This is a genomic window from Myxococcus sp. CA005, assembly GCF_006518205.1.
Classification (GTDB): domain Bacteria; phylum Myxococcota; class Myxococcia; order Myxococcales; family Myxococcaceae; genus Myxococcus; species Myxococcus xanthus.
Map to the genome: position 1 here is coordinate 1 of NZ_SRLV01000075.1, position 25,759 is coordinate 25,759.

The 25,759-nt window shown below is 69.7% G+C and carries 20 protein-coding genes; 13 read left to right on the plus strand and 7 right to left on the minus strand.

The genetic code is table 11. The annotated features are described in order from the left end of the window. The first annotated feature begins 67 nt into the window (after window positions 1-67). Together FMQ63_RS27370 and thrS are read left to right on the plus strand one after the other, a co-directional pair. Window positions 68-1,828, plus strand: a complete 1,761-nt coding sequence (locus tag FMQ63_RS27370) for an OPT/YSL family transporter (protein ID WP_011552428.1) — start codon at window positions 68-70, stop codon at window positions 1,826-1,828. Between the two features lie 279 nt (window positions 1,829-2,107). Beyond that, entirely contained in the window at window positions 2,108-3,310 is a 1,203-nt protein-coding gene (gene thrS / locus FMQ63_RS27375) for a threonine--tRNA ligase (protein WP_011552427.1), read from the plus strand. A gap of 56 nt (window positions 3,311-3,366) precedes the next feature. Here the strand turns inward: thrS and FMQ63_RS27380 are convergent, their stop codons facing one another. Continuing rightward, a complete protein-coding gene (locus tag FMQ63_RS27380) occupies window positions 3,367-3,804 on the minus strand; it encodes a CBS domain-containing protein (RefSeq protein ID WP_225909907.1) in 438 nt (145 codons plus the stop codon). Window positions 3,805-3,993: 189 nt separating this feature from the next. Here FMQ63_RS27380 and msrB point away from each other — a divergent pair, with 189 nt between their 5' ends. Continuing rightward, window positions 3,994-4,416 carry a peptide-methionine (R)-S-oxide reductase MsrB gene (msrB, locus tag FMQ63_RS27385; protein ID WP_011552425.1) on the plus strand — a complete coding sequence of 141 codons (423 nt, stop codon included), beginning with the start codon at window positions 3,994-3,996 and terminating at the stop codon, window positions 4,414-4,416. A 72-nt stretch (window positions 4,417-4,488) separates the two neighbouring features. Here the strand turns inward: msrB and purL are convergent, their stop codons facing one another. The 3 genes from purL to FMQ63_RS27400 all read right to left on the minus strand — a co-directional run bounded on the left by purL (window position 4,489) and on the right by FMQ63_RS27400 (window position 11,102). Then, window positions 4,489-8,397, minus strand: coding sequence for a phosphoribosylformylglycinamidine synthase (purL, locus tag FMQ63_RS27390; RefSeq protein ID WP_011552424.1), 3,909 nt, complete (start codon window positions 8,395-8,397; stop codon window positions 4,489-4,491). Window positions 8,398-8,693: 296 nt separating this feature from the next. Beyond that, the gene (locus FMQ63_RS27395) at window positions 8,694-9,548 is read right to left on the minus strand and encodes a metal-dependent hydrolase (RefSeq protein WP_011552423.1); all 855 of its coding nucleotides are present in this window, start codon (window positions 9,546-9,548) and stop codon (window positions 8,694-8,696) included. A 36-nt stretch (window positions 9,549-9,584) separates the two neighbouring features. Continuing rightward, a complete protein-coding gene (locus FMQ63_RS27400; RefSeq protein ID WP_225909906.1) occupies window positions 9,585-11,102 on the minus strand; it encodes a hypothetical protein in 1,518 nt (505 codons plus the stop codon). Between the two features lie 378 nt (window positions 11,103-11,480). Here FMQ63_RS27400 and FMQ63_RS27405 point away from each other — a divergent pair, with 378 nt between their 5' ends. Further along, window positions 11,481-11,849 (plus strand): hypothetical protein, encoded by a 369-nt coding sequence (locus tag FMQ63_RS27405; protein ID WP_225909905.1) that lies wholly within the window; start codon window positions 11,481-11,483, stop codon window positions 11,847-11,849. A gap of 93 nt (window positions 11,850-11,942) precedes the next feature. Then, window positions 11,943-13,037 (plus strand): hypothetical protein, encoded by a 1,095-nt coding sequence (locus tag FMQ63_RS27410; RefSeq protein WP_011552419.1) that lies wholly within the window; start codon window positions 11,943-11,945, stop codon window positions 13,035-13,037. Window positions 13,038-13,053: 16 nt separating this feature from the next. On the opposite strand, the gene FMQ63_RS27415 is transcribed toward FMQ63_RS27410, so the two are convergent. Beyond that, complete coding sequence (locus FMQ63_RS27415; protein WP_011552418.1) at window positions 13,054-13,824, minus strand: hypothetical protein; 771 nt, start codon at window positions 13,822-13,824, stop codon at window positions 13,054-13,056. 219 nt (window positions 13,825-14,043) lie between these two features. Continuing rightward, a complete protein-coding gene (locus FMQ63_RS27420) occupies window positions 14,044-14,481 on the minus strand; it encodes a DUF2383 domain-containing protein (RefSeq protein ID WP_026113937.1) in 438 nt (145 codons plus the stop codon). A 692-nt stretch (window positions 14,482-15,173) separates the two neighbouring features. On the opposite strand from FMQ63_RS27420, the gene FMQ63_RS27425 reads away from it, so the two are divergent. From FMQ63_RS27425 to cysI, 7 genes are read left to right on the plus strand one after another with little or no spacing between them, the layout of a single operon-like run. After that, window positions 15,174-15,896 carry a phosphoadenylyl-sulfate reductase gene (locus tag FMQ63_RS27425; protein WP_011552415.1) on the plus strand — a complete coding sequence of 241 codons (723 nt, stop codon included), beginning with the start codon at window positions 15,174-15,176 and terminating at the stop codon, window positions 15,894-15,896. Continuing rightward, window positions 15,893-16,558 (plus strand): bifunctional precorrin-2 dehydrogenase/sirohydrochlorin ferrochelatase, encoded by a 666-nt coding sequence (locus FMQ63_RS27430; protein WP_011552414.1) that lies wholly within the window; start codon window positions 15,893-15,895, stop codon window positions 16,556-16,558. Before FMQ63_RS27425 ends, FMQ63_RS27430 begins: the two co-directional genes overlap by 4 nt. Then, a complete protein-coding gene (cobA, locus tag FMQ63_RS27435) occupies window positions 16,555-17,355 on the plus strand; it encodes a uroporphyrinogen-III C-methyltransferase (protein ID WP_011552413.1) in 801 nt (266 codons plus the stop codon). The genes FMQ63_RS27430 and cobA overlap by 4 nt, the downstream gene beginning before the upstream one ends. Further along, window positions 17,348-18,265: a sulfate adenylyltransferase subunit CysD gene (gene cysD, locus FMQ63_RS27440; RefSeq protein WP_011552412.1), complete on the plus strand. Its 918-nt coding sequence runs from the start codon at window positions 17,348-17,350 to the stop codon at window positions 18,263-18,265. Before cobA ends, cysD begins: the two co-directional genes overlap by 8 nt. Next, window positions 18,265-19,977, plus strand: coding sequence for a sulfate adenylyltransferase subunit 1 (locus tag FMQ63_RS27445; RefSeq protein ID WP_011552411.1), 1,713 nt, complete (start codon window positions 18,265-18,267; stop codon window positions 19,975-19,977). The genes cysD and FMQ63_RS27445 overlap by 1 nt, the downstream gene beginning before the upstream one ends. Continuing rightward, window positions 19,974-21,800, plus strand: a complete 1,827-nt coding sequence (locus FMQ63_RS27450; protein ID WP_011552410.1) for an assimilatory sulfite reductase (NADPH) flavoprotein subunit — start codon at window positions 19,974-19,976, stop codon at window positions 21,798-21,800. The genes FMQ63_RS27445 and FMQ63_RS27450 overlap by 4 nt, the downstream gene beginning before the upstream one ends. Before the next feature lie 24 nt (window positions 21,801-21,824). Next, window positions 21,825-23,513: an assimilatory sulfite reductase (NADPH) hemoprotein subunit gene (gene cysI, locus FMQ63_RS27455; RefSeq protein WP_011552409.1), complete on the plus strand. Its 1,689-nt coding sequence runs from the start codon at window positions 21,825-21,827 to the stop codon at window positions 23,511-23,513. A gap of 23 nt (window positions 23,514-23,536) precedes the next feature. On the opposite strand, the gene FMQ63_RS27460 is transcribed toward cysI, so the two are convergent. After that, window positions 23,537-24,499, minus strand: coding sequence for a trans-aconitate 2-methyltransferase (locus FMQ63_RS27460; RefSeq protein WP_171452331.1), 963 nt, complete (start codon window positions 24,497-24,499; stop codon window positions 23,537-23,539). Between the two features lie 373 nt (window positions 24,500-24,872). On the opposite strand from FMQ63_RS27460, the gene gspC reads away from it, so the two are divergent. After that, window positions 24,873-25,745, plus strand: a complete 873-nt coding sequence (gene gspC, locus FMQ63_RS27465) for a type II secretion system protein GspC (protein WP_011552407.1) — start codon at window positions 24,873-24,875, stop codon at window positions 25,743-25,745. The last annotated feature ends 14 nt before the right edge of the window (window positions 25,746-25,759 follow it).

Consider the following 25,759-nt stretch of genomic DNA (forward strand, 5'->3'; position numbering starts at 1 on the left):
CCCTCCCCCGTCCTCGGGCGGCGCCCTCGCGGAGCCCTCCCAACGTCGCTTCCACTGGCTGCCCCCCGTGGGGACGTGGAAGTACCACCTGCTGCTGAGCGCCGTGGCCCTATTCATCCTGGGGCCCCTGGGCGGCATCGCCGCCTCGTACATGAACTTCAGCGTGGGCTTCTTCGTCGGCGGCCAGGTGCTGGCCGGCATCCTCGGCAGCGCCGTCACCTACGGGTACGGCGCGGAGGGCAAGCACGGCGCCAACTACATGCAGACGATGGCCGCATCAGTGGCCTCGCTGTGCGCCATGTCCGTGCTCATCCAGTCCATGGTGTGGCTGGGCATGGAGATGCCCGCGGCCTGGCAGCTCATGCTCTTCGTCGGCTGCGTGGGCATGTTCGCCGTGGGCGTGGGCATGCTCTACACGCCGCTGCTCGTGGACAAGCTCCAGCTCGACTATCCGTCCGGGCTGGCGGTGGCCAACATCCTGCGCGCCCTCACGGACAAGCGCCTGCTCAAGGCGTCCATCTCCAAGCTGGGCGGCGGCACCCTGCTGGGCGCCCTGGCGGCGTGGATGACGGAGAAGGTGGCCTTCGTCTCCTCCATCGGCACCAGCGCGGCGACGCTGGGCGCGGGCATGATTGTCGGCAGTCGCATCACCGTCCCCGCCATCGTGATGGCCGTCATCGGCGCGGTGCTGGTGCCCACCCTCCGCGAGATAGGGTGGCTCGGCCCTCAGGATCCGTTCCGCAAAATCGGCTTCGTCATCGGCCTGGGGATGATTTGCGGCGCGGCCGTGGTGGACCTGTCGCTGCTGGCGGTCCAGGCGGCGAAGCGCATCCGCGAGCGGGCCTCGGCGAAAGACGAAGAGGAGGAGTCCTGGAAGAAGGTCAACATCCCCCGGCTGCTGGCCTGGGTGGGTGTCTGGGGCGGCGCGACGCTGGTGGTGGGCACGCAGGTGCTGAATCAGCCTGTCGGCTGGCTCCTCTTCGGCATGCTGCTCGCCCTGCTGTTCGTGCTCATCAACGGCATCTCGTTCGGAATCACCGACCAGAACCCCATCTCCAGCGCCTTCGTCATCTCCGTGCTGATGATGTCCATGATGGGCCTGCGCGTTCCGCTGGTGGGCATGATGGCCGCCACCATCCTGCTCATCTCCACCTCGGTGGGCTGCGACATGCAGCAGGACCGCTCCACCGGCTGGCGCCTGGGCACCAACCGCGTCACCCAGTTCCGCTATCAGGTGCTGGGCGTCACCATGGGCGCGCTGCTGTGCGTGGGCCTGGCGCGCGTGTTCATGACCGCCTACCCGGCGCTCACCATCAACCAGCTCGACAACCCCAACGCCGAAGTGGGCCAGTGGGGCTCCGCGATGACGTACAAGCTGGTGGGCGCCATCCGCGACCTCGGCTCGCTGTCGCAGGCCGTCGTGAATGCCCTGCTCCTCGGATTGGCCATCGGCTTCATCTACGAACTGCTGCGCAAGGTGGTGCGAGGCAACGCGCGCTACCAGCAGTACGTGAAGGGTTCCCGAAAGGGCTTCGCCGTCGGCTGGACGGTGGACGCCATCCTGCTTCCCAGTCCCTACGCGTCGTCGTTCGGCGGCTTCGTGGCGTTCCCGGTGTCGCTGTGGTTCGGCGCGGGCGGCATCGTGACGTCCGTCTGGAACACGTTCTCCAAGCGTGAAGAGCCCGCGGTGAGTGGCAGCCCGGGTGAAGGCGAGGCCCTTCCGGAGGACATGAGCACCATGTCCCTCATGGGCGGTGGCCTCATCGCCGGTGAGTCGCTGTTCTTCCTCATCGCCGGCCTCATCGGGCTCGCGTCGCTGTTGGCGTAGCAACACCTGCACGGGCCCTCCCAGTGGCGCAGGGTCCGTGCACGGGGCCGAGTTGACAATTCTCCGCGCCCCTCGCATCTTCTTCGCCGTGAGCTTCGTCATCACCACCACGACCACCGGCACCACGACTCGCTTCGGCGGGCGTGGAACCGTGCGCGTCACGTGGTGAGCTGACGAACGCACGGTTCCCTGCCCCGCCTTCTCCGGCCGGGGCAACCGTGCGCTCGCTCAGCGCTCCGACCGGATGGCGTTTCACCCTTCCGAATCGGAGACGAAGCAATGCTTGACGAACACGACCACCGCGCGCTGGGCCAACGCCTGGACCTCTTCCACCTGCAGGAAGAGGCACCCGGCATGGTGTTCTGGCACCCGCGCGGACTGGTGCTGTACCGGCTGCTGGAGGAGCACGTCCGCCAGCGCATGCGCCGCGAGGGCTACCAGGAAGTCCGCACCCCACAGCTCTACGCGCAACCCTTGTGGGAGCGCAGCGGCCACTGGGACAACTTCCGGGAGAACATGTTCCTGGTGGAGGACGGCGCGCGGCACCTGGGCGTGAAGCCGGTGAGCTGCCCCGGCCACATCGAACTGGTGCAGCGCATGGCGCCCAGCTACCGCGACCTGCCGCTGCGCCTGGGCGAGTTCGGCCTGGTGCACCGCGCAGAACCCGGCGGCGCGCTCCATGGCCTGTTCCGCCTGCGGCAGTTCACCCAGGATGACGGCCACATCTTCTGCGCCGAGCCGCAGGTGGTGCCGGAGGTCGTCCGCTTCGCCCGCTCGCTGAAGGACTTCTACGCGGGCTTCGGCTTCGACGACGTCCAGGTGGCCTTCTCCGGCCGGCCCGCGTCACGCGCAGGGCGCGATGAGCTCTGGGACAAGGCCGAGTCCTGGCTCCTCCTCGCGGCGAAGGAAGCGGGGCTCCAGTGCCACATGCAGCCGGGCGAGGGGGCATTCTACGGGCCCAAGCTGGAGTTCGTCCTGAAGGACCGGCTGGGGCGCGCGTGGCAGTGCGGAACCATCCAACTGGACCTCGTGCTGCCGGAGCGCTTCGACCTCCACTACGTCGACGCCTCCGGGGCCCGCGTCCGTCCGGTGATGCTTCACCGCGCGCTGCTCGGCAGCCTGGAGCGCTTCATCGGCGTCATGCTGGAACACCACGGCGGCGCGCTGCCGCCCTGGCTGGCGCCGCAGCAGGTGGTGGTGGCCTCCGTGGGTGAAGGCGCGGCCGACTACGCCGAGCGCTTCGCCGCGAAGCTCCAGGAGGCGGGCTGCCGCGCCAGCGTGGACCGGCGGGGTGAATCCCTGTCCCGCAAGGTCCTGGATGCCCACGCGGCGGGCGTCCCGTGGCTGGTGGTGGCGGGCGCACGCGAGGTGGCCGCGGGCAACGTCCGCCTGCGGCAGCGGGACGGCGCGCAGCGGGACGTCCCGTGGGAGGACGCCGCGGCGGAGCTCGTCGCATCGTGCCGTCCGGCCCCGAACGCCTGAGGGTGACACCAGGGCGCGGGCGGTGAGAAACGCCGCACCGCTCGCGCCCCGTCGCTTCAGACCTGCTGGAGCCGCTCCAGCACCTCGCCCGCGTGCAGGACTTCCTCTGGCACCGTGGCCAGGTCGTCCAGGCTCAAGAGCCCCACCGGCCGCCGTTCACCGTCCACCACCACGAGGCGCCGCACCATCTTCTCCTCCATCACCTTCTCCGCCACCTCGAGCGTCGCGTCCACGTCGCAGGTGATCACCGTGGCCGTCATCACCTCGCGCACGGGCGTGGTGTTCGGGTCCTGCCCCAGCGCCGCGGACCGCACCGCGATGTCCCGGTCCGTCAGCATGCCCACCAGTTGCCCACCCTCCAGCACCGGCAGGGAGCCGATGTTGCACGTGCGCATCCTCAGCGCCGCGGCCCGGATGGGCTCGCCCGCTTCGATGGTCTCCAGGTTCTTGGTCATCAGCTCGCCAATCCGCATTGCACGCTCCTCACTTGGCATGACGCCCCTCCCCACACCCGTTGAACCCCGGCGCCCCGCCGTCGCCTCCCGGATTGCGCCTGGCCCTGGAGCGAGGAGCCGGACAAGCACCCTCACACCTTGCTGCCCACCAGGCGCGACGCTGGGGCAGGATGCGCATCTGATGTGCGCGTGGGCCCCGGTCCGGGCCCGGACAAGGAGCAGGAAGGCATGGTCGACAAGCTCACCCTCAGCGACGACGAATGGCGCAAGCGCTTGAGCCCCCAGGAGTATGAAGTCCTCCGCCGCCAGGGCACCGAGCGGCCTGGCTCCGGGTGCTTCCTGGGCACGAAGACGCCCGGCACCTACGTGTGCGCAGGCTGCGGCAATCCCCTGTTCAAGGCGGGAACGAAGTTCGAGTCCGGCACAGGCTGGCCGTCCTTCACGCAGCCGGTGGCGCCCGACGCGGTGACGGAAATCCAGGACGTCTCACACGGAATGATTCGCACCGAGGTCCGCTGTGCGCGCTGCGATGGGCACCTGGGCCACGTCTTCCCCGACGGCCCTCCGCCCACCGGCCTGCGCTACTGCATGAACTCGGTGTCCATGAAGCACGTCCCCGAAGGCCAGCCGCTGGAGCTGGTCAAGACATAGCCTCCTCACGGAACGGGTGAGCGGGCCGGATGCTGTCCCGGCCCTGCTCCCCGCCCAGCGAACCCGCGGCGCTCAGCCCAGCCAGACGCGGGCGTTGCGGAACATGCGCATCCAGGGGCCGTCGTCGCCCCACTCGCGAGGCCGCCACGAGTGCTGCACGGAGCGGTGCACGCGCTCCGGGTGCGGCATGGTGATGGTGAAGCGCCCATCCCGCGTCGTCAGACCGGCGATGCCGTGGGGGGAGCCATTGGGGTTGGCGGGATACGACTCCGCCACGCGTCCGTGGTTGTCCACCCAGCGCGTCGTCACCAGCCCCAGCCCGTTGACGCGGGCGGCGTCCTCCACACTGGGGAACTCCGCGCGGCCCTCCCCGTGTGAGGTGACGATGAGCATCCGGCTGCCTTCCATGCCCTGGTAGAAGAGCGACGGCGTCTTCGACACCTCCACCAGCGACAGGCGCGCCTCGTACTGCTCGGAGGCGTTGCGCACGAAGCGGGGGAAGTGCTCCGCGCCCGGGATGATGTCCTTGAGCTGCGACATCATCTGGCAGCCGTTGCACACGCCCAGGCCGAAGCTGTCCGGCCGCGCGAAGAAGGCAGCGAAGGCGTCCCGCGCGCGAGGGTTGAAGAGGATGGACTTCGCCCACCCGCCGCCCGCGCCGAGCACGTCGCCGTAGGAGAAGCCGCCGCACGCCAGCACGCCCTTGAAGCCTTCGAGCGACACCCTCCCCGACAGGATGTCACTCATGTGGACATCCACCGCGGCGAAGCCCGCCCGCGTGAAGGCCGCGGCCATCTCCTGCTGGCTGTTGACGCCCTGCTCGCGCAGCACGGCCACCCGAGGACGAGCCCCCTTCGCGATGAAGGGCGCGGCCACGTCCTGGGCCGGGTCGAACGTCAGCTTCGGCGACAGACCCGGGTCCGACGCGTCACTCCTCGCGGCGGACTCCTGGTCCGCACAGATGGGATTGTCGCGCAGCTTCTGCATCTCGTAGCTGACGCGGGACCACGTGCGGCGCAAGGCCAACGTGTCCTCCGCCATCAACGTGTCACCGCCGTGGCGCACCCGCACCTGAAGCGCCGTCACCGGGCGGCCCAGCTCGTGGACATCCCGTGACAGGCCGTGCTGCGCCAGCACCTCGCGCACCCGCGCCACATCCGAGGCGCGCACCTGCACCACCGCGCCCAGCTCCTCGTTGAAGAGGGCCGCCGTCACGTCACCGCCCAGCGGCGCCAGGTCCACATCCAGTCCGCAGCGACCCGCGAAGGCCATCTCGCACAGCGTGGCCCACAGACCACCGTCGGAGCGGTCGTGGTACGCCAACAGCGAGCCGCTTTCGCTGAGCGCCTGCACCGCGGCGAAGAAGCCACGCAGCAGCGCGGGGTCCTCCACGTCCGGGCTCTCCGGCCCCACCTGCCCGTGGACGTGCGCCACCACGGAGCCACCCAGCCGCTGCTTCCCGCGCGCCAGGTCGATGAAGAGCAGCCGCGTGTCGTCCGCCACGTCCACCAACTGCGGCGTCAGGGACTTGCGCACGTCCAGCACCGGCGCGAACGCGGAGATGATGAGCGACACCGGCGACGTCACGGCCTTGCGGGCACCGCCTTCCTCCCAGACGGTGCGCATGGACATGGAGTCCTTGCCCACGGGGATGGTGAGGCCCAGCGCGGGGCATAGCTCCATGCCCACCGCGTGGACGGCGGCGTAGAGGCTGGCGTCCTCGCCCGGGCTGCCCGCCGCGGCCATCCAGTTGGCGGACAGCTTCACGTCGGACAGCTTGCCGATGCGGGCCGCGGCGATGTTGGTGAGCGCCTCGCCCACCGCCATGCGCGCCGAGGCCGCCGCGTCGATGAGGGCCAGCGGCGTGCGCTCGCCCATGGCCATGGCCTCGCCCGTGGTGCTCGTCACGGTGGACAGCGTCACCGCGCAGTCCGCCACCGGCACCTGCCAGGGGCCCACCATCTGGTCCCGGCTGCTGAGCCCGGACACGGTGCGGTCGCCAATGGTGATGAGGAAGCTCTTGTCCGCCACCGTGGGGTGACTCAGTACGCGCTCCGCCAGCAGCGCCAGCGAGCCATCCAGCGTCAGCGGCGCGAACGACACCGGGCGCGACGTCACGTCACGGTGCATGCGCGGCGGCTTGCCGAACAGCACGTCCATGGGCAGGTCGATGGGCGCGTTGCCGAACTGCGTGTCCCCCAGCTTCAGGGTCTGCTCGGCGGTGGCGTCACCCAGCACGGAGAAGGGCGCACGCTCCCGCTCGCACAGCGCGGCGAAGCGGGCCAGGTCCTCTGGCGCCACGCCCAGCACGTAGCGCTCCTGTGCCTCGTTGCACCAGATCTCCACTGGCGACATGCCCGGCTCTGCGTTGGGCACCGCGCGCAGCTCCAGGCGCCCGCCCAGGTCGTTGTCGTGGGCCAGCTCCGGCACCGCGTTGGACAGACCGCCGGCGCCCACGTCGTGGATGGAGCGGATGGGGTTCTTGTCGCCCAGCGCCCAGCAGCTGTCGATGACCTCCTGACAGCGACGCTCCATCTCCGCGTTGTCCCGCTGCACGGAGGCGAAGTCGAGGTCCGCCGCGCTCGCGCCCTGCGCCATGGAGGACGCCGCGCCACCGCCCAGGCCGATGAGCATCGCGGGCCCACCCAGGACGATGAGCTTGTCGCCCGGCTGCAGGCGTCCCTTCTGCACGTGCGACGCGCGGATGTTGCCCAGGCCACCGGCAATCATGATGGGTTTGTGGTAGCCGCGCACCTCCACGCCACCGGGCGTGGGGACCTGCACCTCGTAGCTGCGGAAATAGCCCGTGAGGTTCGGCCGGCCGAACTCGTTGTTGAAGGCCGCGCCGCCCAGGGGGCCGTCCACCATGATGTCCAGCGCGGAGACGATGCGGTCCGGCTTGCCGTAGGGCTGCTCCCAGGGCTGCTCGAAGCCCGGGATGCGCAGGTGGCTCACGCTGAAGCCGGTGAGGCCGGCCTTGGGCCGGGCGCCACGGCCGGTGGCTCCTTCATCGCGAATCTCGCCGCCCGCGCCGGTGGCGGCGCCCGGGTACGGGGAGATGGCCGTCGGGTGGTTGTGCGTCTCCACCTTGATCATGATGTGGGCCGGCTCGCGCACGGAGCCCCACTCACCGGATTCGGGGGACGGGAAGAAGCGGTCCACCTCGAAGCCTTCGATGACGGCCGCGTTGTCCTTGTACGCGCCGAGCACGCCTTCCTTGTGCTGGACGTAGGTGTTCTTGATGGCTTGGAAGAGCGAACGCTCCTGCGGCTTGCCGTCGATGGTCCAACTCGCGTTGAAGATCTTGTGCCGGCAGTGCTCGCTGTTGGCCTGCGCGAACATCATCAGCTCGACGTCGGTGGGGTTGCGCTTCAGCTCGGTGAAGCGCGCCACCAGGTAGTCCATCTCATCGTCGGCCAGGGCCAGGCCCAGCTCGCGGTTGGCGGTCACCAATGCCGCGCGGCCTCCGCCCAGCACGTCCACCGTCGTGAAGGGCCGGGGCGTGTGCCCGGCGAACAGGATGGCCGCGTCTTCGAGACGCCCCACCACCGCCTGCGTCATCCGGTCATGCAGCACCGGCTTCAGGCGCTCCAGCTCCGCATCCTGCAACGCCTGCCCGTCGGGGCCCGCGATGAAGAAGGCGGTGCCGCGCTCCATGCGCCGCACCCGTTCGCCCAGGCCGCAGTTGTGGACAATGTCCGTGGCCTTGGAGGACCAGGGGGAGATGGTGCCCGGCCGAGGCAGCACGAGCAGCAGGCTGCCGATGCGCGCGCCCGTGGCCACGCGGGGCCCGTAGTCGAGCAGGCGGCCCAGGGTGGCCAGGTCCGCCTCGGAGAGGGGCGCCGGAGCGTCGATGAGGTGCACGAACTCCGCATAGATGGATGAGACGGAGGGCACCCGCTCACGGCACTGGGCCAGGAGCTTGGCGAGCCTGAAGTCAGAAAGGGCCGGAGCCCCACGCAGAGTGTGCATGCTGGACATGGGTCGAGATCGTGGCTCTGGGTAACAGCGGGGCCGTCCTTATCACCGTGTGTCGTCCCGGCGCGTGAAGAGTTCGCGCCGGGACGCCTGCCGGACATGCGGGCAGGAGCCACGGTAGGTGTCAGCCGCACGTCAGAGCCTGCGCGGCGCTCGTGACAAAGCGGGAAGCACCGCCAACAGACGTACCGGTCCCCCAGGGCGCAGGACGGGGCATCGCAAGAGCCAGCAACCTTCACGTTCCTCCAGGGAACAACCCCCGCGCGGCATACCCCCTCACCAGGCGTGCATTCGTGCCGCTATGCCGCTTCGCGTTCCGGGACCTCCGGAGGCGGCGCCTCCAGTGTCGCCAGGTGGGCCCTGGCCAACTCCAGGTTGTCATTGTCCAGCGGGTGGAAGGAGGGGCGCAGGTACTGCCGCAAGCCCCTCCCCAGCACCTGGAACAGCACCGGGTCCTTCCGGTGAGCGCGCCACAGCTCGCGCAGCAGCCCCGTCCACCCCAGCCCACGCTCCTGGCGCAGCAGCGTCACCGTGGCGGCGAACCACAGGGCGAAGAGCGACAACACGCCCAGCACCATGCCCAGCACGCGCAGCCCATAGCCCGGTGCCACCTTCCGCAGCACGTCGAAGGCCACCGCCTTGTGCTCAATCTCCTCGGCGGCGTGCCACTCGATGAGGTTGCGCATCGCCGGGTGGCCGTCCGCGAACACGCCCAGCGTCAGCGTGTTCTCGCCCATCAGCGCCGTGTAGTGCTCCAGCGCGGCGGTGATGGACAGCCGCAGCGACGGCGGAAACTTCGCGTCGATGACGCCCCAGAGGAATGACTCGTACCGCCGCATGAAGCGGCGGATGTCGTAACCCTGGGACTCCAGCAGCTCGATGTAGTCCTGGTGCTCGCGCGCGTGCTTGCCTTCCTGCGCGAAGAAGGCCTTCACCTGCGCGTGCAGCGCGGGCGTGTCCGCCAGTTGCGGCATGTAGTGGTTGACGCTGCGCACGAAGAACCGCTCGCCCTGGGGGAAGAGCATGTTGAGCCCGTTCCACAGGTGCGTGGTGCCAGGGCCGTTGCGGTGCCAGATGCGCGGGAAGCTCGCGTCGAAGGGGAACTGGAGGTGCGGTCGCGGCCGGATGCGTCCGGGGTCGTGGGGGGAGACCATGGAGTGCTCTCGTGACGGAAGACCAGGAAGGTTCATTCAAGGGAGTGCCGGGCGCCGCGGCCGGGCCCTGCTGACGGCCTCCGCGACGAGCACATCCCGGAAGGCCAGCAGCTTCTCGCGCGAGCCCAGGGCACCACTGCCCGCGAGCGCCGCGAAGAAGCGCTTGCGCACGCCCGAGGGCGTCGCGTGGAGGACCTCCGTCACGCAGAGGGCCACGCCGCCCCCCACGGCCGACAGCGGCCGCATCGTGTTGAAGAAGAGCGAGGAGTGCCGCGCCAGCGCTTCATCATCGTCGACCTCCAAGGTGATTTTGGACAGCAGGGCATTGCCTCCCAGGGCGGCGGGCACCTGCCGCAGCAAGGGCGTGAAGGCGAAGCCGTGCGTGGTGAGCGAGGGCATCCACCACGGCAGCGCCGGTGAGTACAACGTGGAGAAGATGTCCTTCAGCACGCCGCCGCCCCGCCGGGTCTGCTCCAGCAGGTGCGCGACGTGCGCGGGAGTCATCGGCCCTGTGCGCGTCCGCGAGGGCACCACCGCGATACCAATGCGCCGCCACTTCCGCGCCACGGTGTGCGGCGACGCGGGCAGCACCGGCACCAGCAGCGTGGGATTGTCGACGGGGAACACGCCCTCGCCGGCCCGCTGCACCGCCTGGAGCATCGCGCAGGCGAGGTTCCGGAAGTCGAGCCCCTCCGGCAGCTCCACTCGCAGCAGCGGCGACGGCTCCTCGGGACCGGTGAGCCATTCGCCCGGCGCCGCGCGGCCCTCCCTGCGCGGCAAGCCCTCCGAGGCCGCAAGCGAGAGCTCGGCCATCGCGGTGCCATCCATCACCAGGTGGTCGAAGCTCAGCTCCAGGGCGCCCGTCGCCGCGTCCACTCTCGCACCGAGCCAGGCGCTCGACGTCAGCAGGTGGGACGTCCAGGCGCTGTCGCCTCGCGAGGCGCGGTCCACCAGCACCTGTGGGAACAAGCCATCCCGGCGTGCCTCGGCCAGCGAGCGGCTGGGCGTGCGCGCCAGCAACGCCGCCACCGCATCAGGCGTCAGCGCCGCGTCGTCCAGGGACAAACGCACCACCTGGAGCCCACCGTCCTCGCACGTGATGGCGGCGGTGAGGACGTCCGCGTCCTGGACGCGTTGGCGTGCATCGGAGCCTTCACGGCCCAGGCGCGCCACCCAGACGTCCAGGGGCTGGTTCTGCCGGCGCACGCCGCGGCTGTCGCGGTACCAGCGCGCCACACGCGCCAGCAGCACCGGTGCCCACGTCCCGCCGGCCGTTTCCACGCCCAACGGCTGCACCGTCACCATGATGCGGCGCGAGCGGGGCTCCGTCGTCAGGAACTGCTCCCACGTCGTCAGCGCGGGCACCACCTGGGTCGGCCACCGCGCCGGAAACAGCCGCCGCCACCCGTCGCAGAAACGCACGAGCCCGCTGATGGCATAACGCGCCACCGGATGCAGGTGTGGAAACTGATGCGTCAGCGCAGCATGCACGCGTCCGATGACGCCAACGTCCTGGGCTTCAACCGGAAACGGGAGGGGACCGGATCCGTCCATGGCACACCTCCGAGTGGTCAACGGGGGGATGACCCACGGCATTGGCTGCGTAGCCTACTGGACACGCCACCTGTACCGTCAGGTCATCGCGCTATTTCACTTACAGCCACGCTTTTTGACCTGCCTGCGCGGGTGAAACACGACTCACGAAGGCGCCCCCTCACGGAGCGCATGGGCAGCTCACGCAGTGGGCGTGATACGCAGCGCATCAGTCGGGACGGAATCTTCGCGCGACGTGCCACGTCGGTCGGAAAGAATGTCTGACATTGAATGAAAGCGAGCGAGAACGCCTGCCTTCACCCCAGACACATCCTGGTATTCTTTGACAGCCTGACATTCCCATGCGCTCCCGCCCGGGATGTCGGCTCAGGAGCAGCCATGTCTTTCATCCGCCGTCCCTTCGCCTGGAGTGCCGCCCTGCTGCTGACGTTCGCGACCGTCGCGGCGGCCGACCCCATCAGCTCCGGGCCCGAGGCGCTCTGTGAGAACCGCGCGAGCGCCGAGTCCTCGCTGGCCATCTGCTTCCAGTCCTTCTGTGACGAGGACTGGGAGTGCGCAAACGCGTGTCCCAGTGCGCAGACGGCCGCCTGCGTGAACTCCATGTGCGAGTACACCTATCGAACGGGCGGCGGCACCGGCGGCTCAGGTGGCCCCTTCTGCTCGGCGATGTTCTGTGCGGATGACTACGACTGTCAGTGCGGAGACCGTCAGGGCTACTGCGGCTTCGACTCCATCTGCTACTTCTAGGCCGCTCGACGCGTCGTTCCGCTCGTCAGGCTCCGGGAAGACAGCCCGCGCCAGTGAGTCCGGCGCGTCGGTGGACACCTTCCGGGAGCCGCCATGCCACGCCTGCTCGACAGCCTTCCTCTTCTCTACCGCGACCTTCTTCCTGACTTCTTCCGGCAGGACGTTCCCGAGGAGAGCAAGGCCACCTGTTCGAACTGCGCCATGAGCCAGGACTCCGCGCAGGGCGCCGTCGACTCCGTGGACGGCGTGAGTCGCATGTTCCGGCCGGACACCAAGTGCTGCACGTACTCACCGCGCCTGCCCAACTACCTGGTGGGCGCGCTGCTGTCCGATGACCGCCCCGAACTGGCCGAGGGCCGGCGCCGCATGGAGGCGAAGATCGCCAGCCGCGTGGGCGTCACGCCGCAGTGGGTGAAGCCTCCCGCCAAGTTCCAGCTCCTCTACAAGAACGGCCACCAGTTCTTCGGCCGGGCCGCGTCCCTGCGCTGCGGCTACTTCTCCGCGGACAGCGGCGGCTGCACCATCTGGCCCTACCGCGAAGCCGTCTGCTCCACCTTCTTCTGCAAGTACGTGGCGGGCGCGGACGGCCGCAAGTTCTGGATGTCCCTCAAGACGTACCTGACGCTCGCCGAAATCCAACTGTCACGCTGGACGGCGCTCCAGCTCCTCCCCGACTACGTGCTGACCGGCAGGGACCGCGCGGAGACACAGCCCGGGCCGCTCACCGTGGAGGACCTGGATGACACCGCGCCGCCCGCCAAGGCCTACGCGGCGCTGTGGCAGGGTTACGAGGGACTCGAGCTCGACTACTTCCGGGAGTGCTACCGGATGGTGAAGGCGCTGCCCCCGGACGGCGTGGAGAAGCTGCTGGGCCTGGATGGCACCATCGAGCTGAAGACGCTGGAGAAGCTCCACCACACCGCCGTGGCGCCCCAGTTGCCTCGCACGCTCAAGCTCAACCCCGATGCCACCGTCCAGTGGATGCAGGACGGCAGCGTGGCCCTGGGCGCGTACAGCGAATACGACGCCGTGGCCCTGCCCGGTGAAGCCTATGGACTGCTCGTCGACTTCACCGGACGCGAGCCCGTGGACGCCGTGCGCAAGCACCTGCGCGAGCACAAGCAGGCGGACCTGTCCGAGGACGTCCTGCTGGAGCTGTACCGGCACCGCATCCTCGTGGGCGAGTGAGGCAGGCGTCCGGCGACTACTGCTGGGACAGCTCTCCCAGCTCGCGCAGCGTGCGGACGGAGGCTTGGGCGTTGCGCCACGCGAAGACTGTCTCTGACAGATGGTCCGCCATCCACGAGCAGAAGCCCGGGTCTCCGGCGCCCAGCCACGCCGCGGACTCGGACAGCTCCGTCTCGGCGGCTTCCCACGCGCGGCGGTAGGCGCTGGCCGCGGTCATCAGCTCGGACAGGGAGTGGGTGAAGGCGTCCAGGGCCGCGCGCAGCTCCAGCGGCGCGCCCGGCTCCCCCCGGCGGGAATCGCGCAGCCGCCCCAGGTGGACCAGGAGCCCCTGCTCCAGCGCGGCGGCGGTCCCCAGCCGCGCCTGGGCGCCGTGGAGCAGGACCTGGAGGTCCTCGCCCAGCTCATGCTGCAGCTCCTCGGTGGAGCGCGCCACCGGGCGGCCCAGCCGCGTACACACCGCCTGCCACAGGCTGCTGTACCCCAGGAGCTCCGCCACGCCGCGGCGCACATGGGGCGGGACGCGATCCAGGAACTCGAGCGCGCACTGACGGGCGGACGTGGCCAGGGGGCCCGCGCCCGGACCCGCCTTCGCGCACTTCAGCACCCGCCAGGCCCACTGGAGCGTCGTCTCGGTGGAGCGGAAGAGGGCTTCACAACCCGCGCTCAGCGTCCCCGCATGGCTGGCGTCCATCAGCGAGGTGGAGGTCGCGGGCACGGTCCGGGCTTCCTCGCCGGAGACCTGCTCCGGGCGTGGATCCCGTTCCGATGAACCGCGGTCCGGCGACATGCTCCGCCTCCCTCAACGCGACGAGCTACCCCAGGTATCGCATGCCCTGCGCACAAGCTCCAACACCCCATCAGGGGAGGGTTCAGGGCGCCGCGCGTGGACGGAGACGGGCGGGATGCCCGGGGATTCAAGCCGGTGACGTGTCGCACGGGTTGAGAAAAATCCGGCCGGGCGCCCGGAACGAGACACCCGGCCGGCGTGCATCCGCGCGGCACGCGTTCAGTGAAGGGTGCGCTTCAGACGACTGAGCCGCTCATGCGTCCGCTTCTGCGCGGGAATCAACTCCATCCTCACGAAGCGTCGATTCTCGCCATGCACCTGGTCCGCGTCGCGCTGGTAGTCGGCAAGGCCATGGTCCTCGCCCTCCTCCAGCGCCTGGATGGCGGCCTTCTCGCCCAGGACGTCCGCACCGCCTTGGACCAGCTTGGCGAAGGTGCCCCACATGCCAGAGCTCTCCACGGGCTCACCACCCATCTTCAGGATGCGCTCGCGAATCTCCTCGATCCGGTGCTCGTGGTCGTGCTGGCAATACTCCAGCGCGTCACGGGCCAGTCCGTCCGAGACGTGCCCGATCGCCTTGCGATAGGTCTCCACGGCGGAGATTTCGCCGCGCAGGAACGAGTTGAGCGTCTCGACGTCCTTGTTGGTGCTCGCCATCGATGGCCTCCATGGGTGACGGGTGAATCCGGCTTGCCGCAAAAGGTGATGCCCGCTGCCGCATGGGCAACGAGGGCTCGCCTCCCCGCCCCCTTCCAAGGTCTGCGCGGACGTTCATCCGATGGCGCCGTGTCCCGCCCTCCAGACGGGCGGGCGAGCGGGCGTCCCCCGGGCTGGCCCAGCACCGCATACCGCATCAAGGAGGACGGGTTGACGCGCGCCTGAAACAGCCGCTAGCGTAGGTCTTCGCGATGACGCACTCCCACACACCGACCGCCGCGCCGTTTGCCAGCCGCTGCTGTCCGTCGTGTGCCTGCTGTCGTCAGCCGGACCTGGGTTGTTGACGCGCATACGGGACGCCCTTCCAAGCCTCCCTCTTCGCGCTCTTCCCGGCCCGGTCTCCTGTCCCAGGAACCGGGCCGTTTTCGTTTCCTCCCCCAGCCCTGCACCACTCTCCTCACCCATGACCTTCACCACCGACGCCCGTGTCCCCCGCTCTCCCGTGCTCCCCGCCGGGGGTGATGACGCCTGTGCCACGGGTGGCGCGTGCTGTCTGTGCCGTGCGTGTCCCGCGTGTCCGCCTGCAGGCGGGTGCCGAGCATCGAGAAGCGTGTAGCGCGTCCTTCTCGAACCTTCTTGCTCGTGCGGCCCGCCCTCGAAAGAGGCGGGCCTTTTCTTTTCCTGGAGTCACCATGTCGCCCCCGCAGCCCCAGGCCTCGGCCCTGCTCGCCGAAGCCGCTGAAGTGAAGGACGCCCCCGCGCAGGACCTCCTCGCCTGGACCGAGCGCCGCTTCGGTGCGCGCGCGGCCATCGCCTCCAGCTTCGGCGTGGAGGACATGGTCCTCATCGACCTGGCGCGCCAGCATGCGCCCAGCCTGCGCCTCTTCACGCTCGACACCGGACGCCTGCCCCCGGAGACGTACGAACTCATGGAGGTGGTGCGTAAGCGCTACGGCGTCACCGTGGAGACGTACTTCCCCGAGCGCGCGCGCGTGGAGGCGTTGGAGTCCACGAACGGCTACTTCTCCTTCCGCCAGAGCCTAGAGGCACGCAAGGCGTGCTGCGCCATCCGCAAGGTGGAGCCCCTGTCGCGCGCGCTCGCGGGTCAACAGGCGTGGGTGACGGGATTGCGCCGTGAGCAGTCCGTCACCCGCACCGACGTGGCGACGTTAGAGGTGGACAGCGCGCATGGGCTGCTCAAGCTCAACCCGCTGGCCACGTGGAGCAGCCGGGACATCTGGGCCTACGTCCGGGCGAAGAGCGTGCCCTACAACGCGCTCCATGACCGTGGCTACCCGTCCATCGGCTGTGCGCCCTGCACGCGCGCGGTGAAACCCTACGAGGACGAGCGCGCGGGCCGCTGGTGGTGGGAGTCCGCGGAGAACCGCGAGTGCGGCCTCCACCCGGTCCGATGAAACACGCCATGCCTTCACACCCCCTGGATTATCCCGTGTGCCTTCGACTCGAGGGACGCTCCGTCCTGCTGGTGGGCGGCGGCGCCATCGCGGAGGGCCGTGCCCTCGCGGTGCTCGACGCCGGCGCGCGACTGCGTGTCATCGCGCCGGAGGCCACCGCCACACTGCGGCGGCTCGCAGCCGATGGGCGCCTGGAATGGCAGCCCCGTTCCTACAAGGCCGGCGACGTGCGCGGCCATCACCTGGTGCTCGCGGCCACGGATGACGTGGCCGTGGGCCGGCAGGTGGCCACCGAAGCCCGGGACGTGGGCCTGTGGGTCAACACCGCGGACGAACCGGCGCTGTGTGACTTCACCCTGCCCTCCGTCGGCAGGCGCGGCCCCATCACCGTCGCCGTGTCCTCGGCGGGGCGGGCCCCAGCGCTCGCCAGCCACCTGCGCAAGACGCTCACCGCCCAGGTGACGCGACACCACATCTGGCTGGCGCGACTCAGCGGCTGGCTCCGCGAGCACCTGCCCCGAGGCGAAGGGCGCCAGCGGCTGCTGAAGCAGGTGGCGGTGGGAGACATCGGCGCGCTGCTGGAGCGAGGCGAGCGCAAGGCCGCCTGGGCTCGGCTCCGCACGGAGTTGGAGCACTCGAAGATACCTGGAGAGACACGATGAGAGAGCAGACGAGAGGCCGAGTGTTCCTGGTCGGCGCGGGGCCGGGAGACCCGGAGCTGTTGACCTTGCGCGCCGCGCGCGTGCTCCGGGAGGCGGACACCGTCGTTCATGACCGGTTGGTCCACCCTGGCGTGCTCGAGCATGCGCGGCCCCACGCCCGGCTCATCTACGTGGGCAAGGAGGGCGGCGGGGACTCCGTGAGCCAGGAGGAGATTCACGTCATCCTCATCGCCCAGGCGCTGCTGGGGCGCCGCGTGGTGCGGCTCAAGGGCGGTGACCCTTTCGTCTTCGGCCGCGGCGGCGAGGAAGCGCTCGCGCTGGAAGAGGCGGGCATCCCCTATGAAGTCGTGCCCGGCCTCACCGCGGGGACAGCCGTGCCCGCGGCGGCGGCCATTCCCGTCACGCACCGGGGTGTCTCCGGGGCGGTGACGTTCGCCACTGCATACCGAGGCGGCAGCGCGCCGGCCTGGGACTTCCTGGCGAAGGCCCAGACGTTGGTCCTCTACATGGCGGGCAGCCGGTTGGAGGAGACGGTGCGCGCGCTGGTCGGCGCGGGGCGTTCCGCGTCCACCCCGGCCGCCGTGGTGGAGGCGGGCACGTGGGCGCATCAACGGGTGGTGGAGGCTCCGCTGAGCCACATCGCCCAGGCGGCGACGCGTGACGCAATCGGCTCGCCGTCGCTGCTCATCGTGGGCGAGGTCGTCTCGCTGCGCGGGCGCCTGCCTTCGCTGGTAGCGCAAGGAACCTCGGAGCATGGACACGCGCCAGCGCGCGTGGCGGAGGGCGGTCATGAGTGAGCACACGTTCGCGCGGGCGTCCCACCTGTCGGAGCTGGAAGCGGAGAGCATCCACATCCTCCGGGAGACGGTGGCCGAGTTCGCCAACCCGGTGATGCTCTACAGCATCGGCAAGGACTCCCAGGTCCTGCTGCACCTGGCGCGCAAGGCCTTCCACCCCGCGCCCCTGCCCTTCCCGCTGCTCCACGTGGACACCACCTGGAAGTTCCGGGACATGTATGCGTTCCGGGACGCCTTCGTGGCGCGCCACGGACTGCGCCTCATCATCCACCGGAACCAGCGCGCGCTGGCCGAGGGCATCAACCCCTTCGACCACGGCAGCCAGAAGTACACCCATGCGATGAAGACGCAGGCGCTGCTGGAGGCGCTGGCGGCGCATGGCTTCGACGCGGCCTTCGGTGGCGCGCGGCGCGACGAGGAGAAGTCCCGCGCCAAGGAGCGGGTGTTCTCCTTCCGGGACCGGCACGGACAGTGGGACCCGCGCCGCCAGCGGCCGGAGCTGTGGAACCTCTTCAACGGCCGCGTCGACGCGGGCGAGAGCATGCGCGTCTTCCCGCTGTCCAACTGGACGGAGCTGGACGTGTGGCACTACGTGCTGCGCGAGCGCATCCCCGTGGTGCCGCTCTACTTCGCCGCGGAGCGTCCTGTCATTGACCGGGGCGGCACGCTGCTCATGGTGGATGACGAGCGCATGCGGCTTCGGCCCGGGGAGAAGCCCGAAATCCGGCGCGTGCGCTTCCGGACCCTGGGCTGCTACCCGCTCAGCGGCGCCATCGAATCCTCCGCCACCACGGTGGAGACCGTCATCCACGAGATGGTGAACGCCCGCCAGTCCGAGCGGCAGGGCCGACTCATCGACCACGACGAAGAGGGCTCCATGGAGCTCAAGAAGCGCGAGGGCTACTTCTAATGGACACCGGCTTGCAGCAACTGCTCGACCAGCATGCCTCCCGGGAGCTGCTCCGGCTCGTCGTGGTCGGCTCCGTGGATGACGGGAAGTCCACCCTCATCGGCAGGCTCCTCTACGAGTGCGACGGGCTCTTCGAGGACCAGATTTCCGCCGTGCGGAAGGCCAGCGCGAAGCGGACCGCCGCCGCCGTGTCCGTGCCCTCCGAGGTGCTGGTCCAAGGCCTGAAGGCCGCGGCCGGCGCGGACGGGGAGGAACTGGACTTCTCCCTCTTCACCGACGGCCTGCGCGCCGAGCGTGAGCAGGGCATCACCATCGACGTTGCCTACCGCTACCTCAGCACCGCGCGGCGCAAGGTCATCGTCGCGGACACGCCGGGCCACATCCAGTACACGCGCAACATGGCCACCGGCGCCTCCACGGCGGACGCGGCGGTCATCCTGGTGGACGCGCGACTGGGCGTGCTGCCGCAGACGCGCCGCCACGCGTACATCGCCTCGCTGCTGGGCATCCCCTACCTGGCCGTGGCGGTGAACAAGATGGACCTCACGGGCTTCGACCGCGGCGCCTTCGAGCGCATCGGCGCCGAGCTGGTGGACTTCGCCCACGCGCTCGGCTTCGAGGGCGTGCGGCTCTTCCCCATCAGCGCCAGTCGCGGGGACAACATCACCCGGCCCAGCGCCCGCACGCCCTGGCATGAAGGCGGCAGCCTGCTCGCATGGCTGGAGTCCCTGCCCCACCAGCGCCGGCAGGACGACGCGCCCTTCCGCTTCCCCGTTCAGTACGTGCTCCGACCCCACCAGGACTACCGAGGGCTGGCGGGACAGATTGCCTCCGGCACCGTCCGCGTCGGGGATGAAATCCAGGTCCATCCCTCCGGGCGGCGCACGCGCGTGGCGGGCATCGACACCTTCGACGGACCGCTGGAGGAGGCCGCGTCCCCCGCGTCCGTCACGCTGCGACTCGCGGACGAAGTGGACGCCAGCCGAGGCGACGTGCTGGCCCATGTGGACCAGCCGCCGCTGTCTCTCCACCAGCTCGACGCGATGCTCGTGTGGTTTGGAGAACAACCGCTGGACTGCTCGCGCCGCTACCTGGTGAAGCAGGCCTCGCGGACCGCGCCCGCGCACATCGAGCGGGTGCTGTGGCGCAAGGAACTGGCGGACCTGTCCGAGCAACCCGCCGAGTCCCTGTCGCTCAACGACATCGGCCGGGTGCGGGTGGTGTGCCGTCGGCCGCTGCTGACCGACCCGTACCGCGACAACCGCCGCACGGGCGCCTTCATCGTCATCGACGCGCTCACGCACGACACGGTGGCCGCGGGCATGGTCCTGGGTCCCGCGGAGGAGTCGACGAAGAGCGACGTGGCCTCCTCGCTCGTCACGCAGCCCGAGCGGCGGGGACGGCTGGGGCAGCCCGGTGCCATTGTCCTGCTACCCGCCACGCCGGACGCGGGCTCACGCGCATTCCAGTTGGAGCGCCGGCTGTTCGACCTGGGCTGGCACGTCACCACCACCCCCGGTGATGTGGAGGTCGCGCTGGCGCTCGCGGCGGCGGGATTGGTGGCCCTGGTCCACACCGACACGCCCCAGACACGCCGGGTCCTGCGGGCGGAGGCCCGCGATGCCGGCGCCGCGTGGCTGGAGCTGGAAGCCACTGAAGACCTGCAGCAACACCTCGACCGGATCATCTCCCTCCGGGAGGCCGCACGATGAGCGCATCCCCTGCCACCCATGCTCCCCCGTTCATCAACGCTCTGCTGGGTGAGAACAAGAGTGCCCTGCTGCTCAAGCTCGTGGAGGAGATGGACGCCTCCGCCCTGCACTGGCTGAGCGGCTACACGGCGGGACTGGCCGTCCGCGCCCCCCAGACCACCGTTGTCCCCGTGACGCCCGTACCCGTGGCCGCCCCCGCCGGTCACTTCACCATCATCTACGGGACGCAGACGGGTAACAGCCGCCTCCTGGCCGAGCGCCTCAAGCACCAGGTGGAGTCCGCCGGGCTCGCCACGCGGCTGTTCCGGGCCAGCGACTATCCGGTGCGGGAGCTGGCCAAGGAGAAGCTGCTCTGCGTGGTCATCAGCACCCAGGGAGATGGCGACCCGCCGGACGACGCACGCGGTTTCAGTGAGTTCATCCTCGGCAAGCGCGCGCCTCGCATGGAGGGGCTGCGCTACGCCGTGCTGGGGCTGGGAGACTCCAGCTACCCGCGCTTCTGCGAGGTGGGCCGGCGGCTCGACGCCCGCTTCGCGGAGTTGGGCGCCAGCCGGCTGTTGGAGCGTGCCGATTGCGATGTGGACTTCGAGCCCGTGGCCAAGGGTTGGCTCGACCAGGCCTACACCCTGGCGCGCGAAGCACTGACTCCGCAGGCGACGGTGACGGCCACGGTCGTGCCGCTGCGGGAGCCGCACGCCACGCCCGCGTTCACCAAGGAAGCGCCCTACACGGCGGAGGTGCTGCTCAATCAGCGCATCACTGCACGCGGCGCGCTCAAGGACGTGCGGCACCTGGAGCTGTCGCTCGCGGGCTCCGGGCTGGAATACGCCCCCGGCGACGCGCTGGGCGTGTGGCCCCACAATCCGCCGGAGCTGGTGGCGTCCTTCCTGTCCGAGCTGCGCCTCGACGGAGAAGCGGCGGTCACCCGAGAGGGCCGCACGCTCCCGCTGGCGCGCTGGCTGAGTGACGAGTTGGAAATCACCAGGCTCAACCGCCCCTTCCTGGAGCGACAAGCCACGCTGTCCGGCAGCGCGGCGCTGCACGAAGTGCTCGAACCGGGCCGCACCGAGGCCTTCCGCGCACTGCTGGCGGGGCATCAGGTCATCGACGTACTCCGCGCCCACAAGGCCACCTGGGACGCCACGGAGCTGGTCCAGTCCCTGCGCCGGCTGACGCCCCGGTTGTACTCGATTGCCTCCAGCCCCAAGCGCGTGGGTGAAGAGGCGCACCTCACGGTGGCGGTGGTGGACTACACGGTGTTCGACCTGCGGCACTTCGGCGCGGCGTCGTACCACCTGGCCACGCGCACGGCCGGCACCGACACGGTCCGCATCTTCATCGAGCCGAACGAACGCTTCCGGCTGCCGCAGGACGGCGACAAGGACGTGCTGATGATTGGCCCTGGCACCGGCGTGGCGCCCTTCCGGGCCTTCGTCCAGGAGCGCGCGGAGACCGGAGCGAAGGGCCGCAACTGGCTCTTCTTCGGTGAGCAACACTTCCGCACCCAGTTCCTCTACCAGACGGAGTGGCAGGAGGCCCTGAAGAAGCAGACGCTGCACCGGCTGTCACTCGCCTTCTCGCGGGACCGCGCTCAGAAGGTCTACGTGCAGCACCGGCTGCGTGAGTCCGGACGTGACGTCTACGAATGGCTCGAAGGAGGCGCCCACCTCTACGTGTGCGGCGACGCCCAGCGCATGGCCCCGGATGTCCACGAGGCACTGGTGGACGTCGTCTCCACCCACGGCGGCAAGAGCCGCGAGGACGCGCACGCCTGGCTCGAATCCCTGCGCGAGCAGCGGCGCTACCTGCGCGACGTCTACTGACCCATTCCGATTGCGAGCAACGACATGAGCCACCAGCCCAAGCCTCTCTCCGAAGTGGAGCACATCAAGACCCAGAGCCGCCTGCTCCGGGGAAGTCTGGCGGAGAGCCTGGAGGACCCGGTGACGGGCGGCCTCGCCACGCCGGACACCAACCTCATCAAGTTCCACGGCAGCTATCAGCAGGACGACCGCGACGTGCGCGAGGAGCGGCGTCAGCAGAAGCTGGAGCCCGACTACAGCTTCATGCTCCGCACCCGCCTGCCTGGAGGCGTGTGCACACCGGCCCAGTGGCTGGTGATGGACGCCCTGGCGCGCGAGCACGCCAACCACACGCTGCGCATCACCACGCGGCAGGCCTTTCAGTTACACGGCGTCATCAAGGATGACCTCCGGCCCACCATCGCCCGCATCAACGAAGCGATGATGGACACGCTGGCCGCCTGCGGCGACGTGAACCGCAACGTGCTGTGCAACCCCAATCCGGTGGACTCGCGCGTCCACGAGACGGTGTACCAGTGGGCGGTGCGCATCTCCGAGCACCTGCTGCCGAAGACGCGCGCCTACTACGAAGTCTGGCTGGGGAAGGAGAAGGTGGCCGGCGGTGAGGACGAGCCCATCTACGGCGCCACGTACCTGCCCCGGAAGTTCAAGGCCGCCGTGGCGGTGCCGCCCCTCAACGACGTGGATGTCTTCGCGCAGGACCTGGGCTTCATCGCCATCATCGAAGGCGACGCGCTCGTGGGCTTCAACGTCTCCGTGGGCGGCGGCATGGGCGCCACGCATGGTGACGCGGCCACCTATCCCCGGCTGGCGGACGTCGTCGGCTTCATCCCGCCGGAGCAGACGCTCGCCGTCGCCGAGGAGGTGGTGAAGATTCACCGCGACTTCGGGGACCGCACCAACCGCAAGCACGCGCGCCTGAAGTACGTCCTGGAGGAGCGCGGCGTTCCCTGGTTCACGGCAGAGCTGGAGAAGCGGCTCGGCTTCCCGCTCCAGCCAGCGCGCCCCTTCGCTTTCGAGCACAACGGAGACCGCTTCGGGTGGACAGAGGGCCATGACGGCCGGTGGCATCTGACGTTGCACCTGGACAGCGGCCGCGTGGCGGACCGGCCCGGCGCGCCGCACTTGACGGGCCTGCGGGAGATTGCGCGCATCCACACCGGGGACTTCCGGCTCACGGCGAACCAGAACCTCGTCATCGCAGGTGTGACGCCCGAGGCTCGCGACGCCATCGGCGCGCTGGTGACGGCGCACGCGCTGGACAGCTTCCGCAGCGCCAGCCCGGTGCGTCGCAACGCGCTGGCGTGCGTGGCGCTGCCGACGTGCGGGCTCGCCATGGCGGAGGCGGAGCGCTACCTGCCTACCTTCGTGGGACGGCTGGAGGACCGGCTGCGGGCGCATGGCCTGCAGGACGCCAACCTGCTGCTCCGCATCACCGGGTGCCCCAACGGCTGCGCGAGGCCGTACCTGGCGGAGGTGGGACTCGTGGGCAAGGCGCCGGGCCGCTACAACCTGCACCTGGGCGGAGATGCGCGAGGCCAGCGCCTCAGTCACCTCTACAGGGAGAACATCGACGAGGACGCCATCCTCGCCGCGCTGGAGCCATTGTTCGAAGGCTACGCACGCGAACGTCAGCCCGGTGAAGGCTTTGGCGACTTCGTGGTGCGCGCTGGCCACGTCCCCAGCCCAGCCGTTCAGCCTCGGCCGTCCTGAGCCAACGCGGACCACGCGCGTGTTCAATCACTCGCGCCCCGCACCGCGGTGAGGAGCAGGTCGTACTTGCCGCCCAGGAACGTACGGAAGCCGTGCTGGTGCAGATAGCGACGGTAGAAAGACAGGTCCTTCACCAGCAGCGACAGGTCGGGCTCGCGCAGGTTCCGCACCCGCGCGCCATAGACGACCTCACCATCCCGGAAGCGGGAATTCGGGAAGCCCAGCAGCAGCGCCGAGCGCGGCTCCAGGTGCTCCTGCACCAGCCTGCGCAGCAGGGCATGGTCATCCACGCCAGGGCTCTGCAGTGTGCCCACCGACACCACCAGGTGGAAGCGCCCCAGGTCCTCCGGCAGCGCGTTGAGGTCGGCGACGACGAAGCGGTGCCGCGCATCGGGGAAGCGGGCACGCGCCTCTTCGATGGCGCTGGCGCTGTGGTCCACCCCCACGAAGCGCACATCCGGGGCCTCCTCCAGCCACGAGAACGCCGCCAGCTCATCCCCGCGGTTGACACCCAGGTCGAGCACGCGGCCGGACTCCGGCAACCGGATGCGCCCAAGCGCTTCGAGCCACGGCAGCAAGAAGCCCGCGTCCTCCAGCTTGCGCAGGCGCGCGAACGCGGAGGCCGCGCCATAGCGTTCTTGCAGTGACACCGCTTCGTCCGCCTGGCCTCCCGCGTGCCAGGTCGCCTCGGGCCCCAGCCGCTCGAAGGTCAGCGCGATGTGCGTCGCATCCACCGCGCGGGGCGTGAGCAGCCGGCACGCGAGCCCCTCCGCCAGGTCGCACCAACTGCGCAGGGGCCGATGGAGCAGCGCGCCGGACGGGCCCACCCGCTCGCCGGGGTAGCAACCCCTGCCCAGGTCCGGGTCTGGCACCTCGATGGTGACGGGCCCCGCCCGGAGCGACGCCAGCAAGTGCCGATGGATGTGGACCAGGGACTCGGCATGGAAGCGGCGAGGGTGCACGGCAGACTCGGTGGGGCTCGACATGATGGCGCGGAGCCTAGCGCGGCACCTGTCCTGTTCCATGGCTTCCGCGCCGTGCACAATCTCCCCAATCGAAGGCCCACACCGCCATGGCGGTGGTCGTCGTCGCGAACCTGACCGTTGGCGGCGCTCGCCGAACGGTTGGCCGTGCCAGAGCCCGTGGTGCCACCATCCCGCGTGGGCGCGTTCTCGAACGTGTCCGGACTCGCCAAGTGGCGTGACAGGGAGTCACACACTCGTCGCGCGTCCGTGACAGAGGTGGCTGGGGAAGTCCCGTGCGGGCAAGGCGTCCAGAGTGAGCGCAGCCCCACTCAGGCCCTGGCCTCGTGCTTGCTCAAGGGCCGCGTGTCACTCCTGAACCCAAAGGCACTCGGCCATGGCCACCCCACTCCGGAAGCACTTCTGGCTCGTCACGACGACATTCATCGCACTCGCCATGCTGCTCCTGGCGAGTACGACCAACCTGCTCGTGGAGTTCGCATTCACTCCACGCATTTCAAACATGCTGCGGGATGAGCAAGCATCGCCAGCCGAGGCTACCTCACGCCCCCGCGCGGCATTGGAAGGCAAGCGTCTGGCAAAGCTCACAGGACTGACCCTCGACAAATCGCCGGAGCAGACGCCGCCCTCGGGTGGCGGCACGGCCATGAACACATCCCTGCGGTTGAAGCTGCTCGGCACCCTGGTGGCGCATGACTCGCAGTGGTCGCTCGCCTCGGTCGAAGACCTCGACGCGAAGCGCATCCGCAGCGTGATGACCGGTGACGACCTGCAGGGCGCTCGCGTCGTCTCCATCGAGCGCGAGCGCATCACCTTCCTGATGGACGGCCAGGAGGAGTTCATCCGCGCCGACCGCCATGGAGGCGTCTCACACGCGCCCTTCCTGGCGAACGCCGCGCCCGCGCACACGGGCGTCCGCGCGGTGGGTGCGCATACCTATGAGGTGTCCCGCCGCGCTGTCGAAGACGCGCTTGCCAATATGGACGGCCTGCTCACCCAGGCCCGTGTGGTGCCAGCCTTCCGCGACGGCAAGCCCCAGGGCTTCAAGGTCTTCTCCATCAAGAAGGGCTCCCTCTACGAGCAGCTCGGCATCCAGTCTGGTGACGTGCTCCGGCGCATCAATGGCGTCTCGCTCGACGCGCCCGACAGAGCCCTGGAGGCCTTCATGCTGCTACGGGGCGCTTCGCACCTCGAGCTCGACATCGAGCGAGGAGGGAGCCCGGTCCGCAAGGTGTACGACGTGAGGTGATTGCCGTACGGCCC

Coding starts and splice junctions, on each gene's coding strand:
- FMQ63_RS27420 (WP_026113937.1), bottom strand. CDS start 14,481: ATGGCGAGCACCAACAAGGACGTCGAGACGCTCAACTCGTTCCTGCGC.
- FMQ63_RS27400 (WP_225909906.1), bottom strand. CDS start 11,102: ATGGACGGATCCGGTCCCCTCCCGTTTCCGGTTGAAGCCCAGGACGTT.
- FMQ63_RS27380 (WP_225909907.1), bottom strand. CDS start 3,804: ATGCCAAGTGAGGAGCGTGCAATGCGGATTGGCGAGCTGATGACCAAG.
- FMQ63_RS27430 (WP_011552414.1), top strand. CDS start 15,893: ATGAAACACGCCATGCCTTCACACCCCCTGGATTATCCCGTGTGCCTT.
- FMQ63_RS27445 (WP_011552411.1), top strand. CDS start 18,265: ATGGACACCGGCTTGCAGCAACTGCTCGACCAGCATGCCTCCCGGGAG.
- FMQ63_RS27405 (WP_225909905.1), top strand. CDS start 11,481: ATGTCTTTCATCCGCCGTCCCTTCGCCTGGAGTGCCGCCCTGCTGCTG.
- cobA (WP_011552413.1), top strand. CDS start 16,555: ATGAGAGAGCAGACGAGAGGCCGAGTGTTCCTGGTCGGCGCGGGGCCG.
- FMQ63_RS27450 (WP_011552410.1), top strand. CDS start 19,974: ATGAGCGCATCCCCTGCCACCCATGCTCCCCCGTTCATCAACGCTCTG.
- cysD (WP_011552412.1), top strand. CDS start 17,348: ATGAGTGAGCACACGTTCGCGCGGGCGTCCCACCTGTCGGAGCTGGAA.
- gspC (WP_011552407.1), top strand. CDS start 24,873: ATGGCCACCCCACTCCGGAAGCACTTCTGGCTCGTCACGACGACATTC.
- FMQ63_RS27415 (WP_011552418.1), bottom strand. CDS start 13,824: ATGTCGCCGGACCGCGGTTCATCGGAACGGGATCCACGCCCGGAGCAG.
- FMQ63_RS27395 (WP_011552423.1), bottom strand. CDS start 9,548: ATGGTCTCCCCCCACGACCCCGGACGCATCCGGCCGCGACCGCACCTC.
- cysI (WP_011552409.1), top strand. CDS start 21,825: ATGAGCCACCAGCCCAAGCCTCTCTCCGAAGTGGAGCACATCAAGACC.
- FMQ63_RS27425 (WP_011552415.1), top strand. CDS start 15,174: ATGTCGCCCCCGCAGCCCCAGGCCTCGGCCCTGCTCGCCGAAGCCGCT.
- msrB (WP_011552425.1), top strand. CDS start 3,994: ATGGTCGACAAGCTCACCCTCAGCGACGACGAATGGCGCAAGCGCTTG.
- FMQ63_RS27410 (WP_011552419.1), top strand. CDS start 11,943: ATGCCACGCCTGCTCGACAGCCTTCCTCTTCTCTACCGCGACCTTCTT.
- thrS (WP_011552427.1), top strand. CDS start 2,108: ATGCTTGACGAACACGACCACCGCGCGCTGGGCCAACGCCTGGACCTC.
- purL (WP_011552424.1), bottom strand. CDS start 8,397: ATGTCCAGCATGCACACTCTGCGTGGGGCTCCGGCCCTTTCTGACTTC.
- FMQ63_RS27460 (WP_171452331.1), bottom strand. CDS start 24,499: ATGTCGAGCCCCACCGAGTCTGCCGTGCACCCTCGCCGCTTCCATGCC.